We start from the raw sequence: 2,450 nt of genomic DNA, 5'->3' as shown, positions 1-2,450 counted from the left end.
CATTTTGTCTGGTTATTTCTACTAAGTGAGGTTGCTATAGTTGTGAGTTAGAGTTTCCTGAATTGAGTTGTGACTAGTGAAGATTTATTAAGACGTTATGCGGCTGGTGAACGAGATTTCAGGGGGATTGAACTCCAGGGAGCTAATCTAGAGGGCGCTAATTTACAGGGGGCAAATTTACAGCAGGCAGTCTTATGTTTGAGCAACCTCAGCCAGAGCAATCTCACTGATGCGGATCTGAGCTATGCCAATTTAGTTGGGGCTGATTTGATGCATGTCTGTGCCGATCGGGCGAGGTTTACCGGAGCAAAAATCCTAGGGGCTGATTTACGCGGCAGCAGTCTTGTTCAAGCTGATTTTACAGATGCATTGCTGAGTGGTAGCTTGTTAGCCAAAGTTAACCTGCAAGAGGCGAATTTGAGGGGTGTGGTGCTATCCCATGTTGTGTTGCACCGTGCCAATTTACAAGACAGTGACCTTACGGATGCTAATTTAGCTGGGGCAGATCTGCGGTGGGCAAACCTATCTGGGGCAGAGATTCGACGGGTTGACCTGATTGGCACTGGCCGCGCTCCCACGATTTTACCCGATGGAGCAGTCTGCCCGTTTAATCTGCGGGTAAGGGATTTGATGAAGGCTCGCGAGTCCACGCTATTTGCCCTAGGCAAGTTTGCCGATCGCTATCGCCAGTTGGATGCTAAGGAGTGGGGTGCCCATTCAGGAACCACAGGCCTTGGGCAATGTGCTGTCATCCGTCAACAGATAAGTCATTTGTGTGAACGTTTGGGAGGGCATGACTTGCAGCTACAGTCAGCTCGACAGATGATCAAGCTAACAAAGGCCAATGGACAGTTGGTGGCGATCGTGGATGTGGCCCATGAGCCACCGAAGGCACTCATCCGCTACGGTAGTGAATACTGGTATCCAATAAGTCTATTACTCGTGAACCAACAGTTTGTACCGTTAGGACGCTCTCAAAAGTACCCATCCTTCTCTGAGCATGAGTACCACCCCCTGCCTGCAGGATTTACCCTACATTTTGCCCAAGCTACAGAATTGCAACGGTTTTGGCAAGAGCATGAACCTGTTGCAGCTAATCCCCTGACGATGATGGTGCTATCTGAGAGGACTTGGCACCCAATCGTGGCCCTGCATAACAGTGATGAAGACATGATTCACGTGACGATTATGGATCACTGTCTGACCCTGCGCCCTACAGAATTTGTGACCTGGATGAGCCTGCCAATTCAAGTTCAGGGTAAGGTGGCGATCGACTATCTCTGGACTGAGTACAGTTATTTGTAAGACAAGCCTGTTATTCGTTGTCTACCCATGACTACCTTGGCTAATCGGCAGCCATCTAAACTCCTGATGAAGCTTAGTCGGCAGTTGTATGCTGATGAGTCAGAGCGCGATCGGTTCATTGATGCCCTAACCCATCCCAAGTCCTTTCACCCTTGCATCTTGTGGTGTCGTGAACCCGACAGTTATCCGTTTTTGCCAGAACCACCCTTGCCATGGCAACCCCCGTTTGTAGATCGACTAGCGATTGGCACCCGTCCAGGCACCCATCCTCTTCACCACCAAGGCTATTTTTATTGCTTGGACTTTTCGTCAGTGTTTGCAGCTACTGTGCTGCTGACTATTCCCCAACCCGTGCAGCAGGTGTTAGACCTGTGTGCTGCTCCTGGGGGTAAGAGTGTATTTGCATGGCGATCGCTGCATCCCTCGCTGTTATTGTGTAACGAGGTCATTGGTAAGCGCATAGGTGCTCTCATTTCCAACCTGCAACGGTGTCACATTTATCCCTATCAGGTATTTAGCCACGACTCAGAACAATGGGCTGTGCGATCGCCCGCTAGCATGGATGTGGTACTAGTGGATGCCCCCTGTACGGGTCAATCTCTCATTGCTAAGGGAGATGATGCTCCGGGCTGTTTTCATCCTGTACAGATTAACAAAAACGCTAATCGTCAGCGGCGAATTTTGGCCAATGCTGCCCAAACGGTTGCTCTTGGTGGCTACCTAGCCTACATGACCTGCACCTATTCCCCTGAGGAAAATGAGGAAACAATCGCATGGCTGTTAGCTCGCTTTCCTCAGTTTCAGCCTGTAACGGTGTCTGCTCTCCAACCCTTTCAGTCTCACCTAACGACAATGCCCTGTTATCGAATGATGCCCCAAGATGGCCTTGGTGCTGGAGCTTTCACGTGTCTGCTCCAGCGTTTGCCTGCGACATCTCAACCAGCAACCACAGACCTAGGATGAACATTGCTAACTGATGATCGGCTGCTCTGGTGCGGATACCAACTCTCCAAAAGCCAGCAGCATAACCCATTAGTTCTAAGGACTTAAGTCCTTACTACAAGTTATCCGTAGCTGTAGCCTGGAGAAGTGGTATGTATGAATACATAAATCCAGTCATGAGGAATTGGAGTCACTAGGGAGTA

The 2,450-nt window shown here is 49.7% G+C and carries 2 protein-coding genes; both read left to right on the top strand.

Going from position 1 to position 2,450, the window contains the following annotated elements; translation table 11 throughout:
- The first annotated feature begins 69 nt into the window (after positions 1 to 69).
- Positions 70 to 1,305, top strand: a complete 1,236-nt coding sequence (locus NZ772_17290; protein MCS6815312.1) for a pentapeptide repeat-containing protein — start codon at positions 70 to 72, stop codon at positions 1,303 to 1,305.
- 27 nt (positions 1,306 to 1,332) lie between these two features.
- Positions 1,333 to 2,268 carry an RsmB/NOP family class I SAM-dependent RNA methyltransferase gene (locus tag NZ772_17285; GenBank protein ID MCS6815311.1) on the top strand — a complete coding sequence of 312 codons (936 nt, stop codon included), beginning with the start codon at positions 1,333 to 1,335 and terminating at the stop codon, positions 2,266 to 2,268.
- Positions 2,269 to 2,450 lie beyond the last annotated feature (182 nt).

It is taken from the genome of Cyanobacteriota bacterium (assembly GCA_025054735.1).
Lineage (GTDB): Bacteria > Cyanobacteriota > Cyanobacteriia > SKYG9 > SKYG9 > SKYG9.
The sequence above is the reverse complement of the archived record's forward strand: the minus strand, read 5'-3'. Positions and strand labels throughout refer to the sequence as shown.

What these genes read in the sequence shown, in the direction of transcription:
- NZ772_17285 (MCS6815311.1), top strand. Translation starts at nt 1,333, where the DNA reads ATGACTACCTTGGCTAATCGGCAGCCATCTAAACTCCTGATGAAGCTT.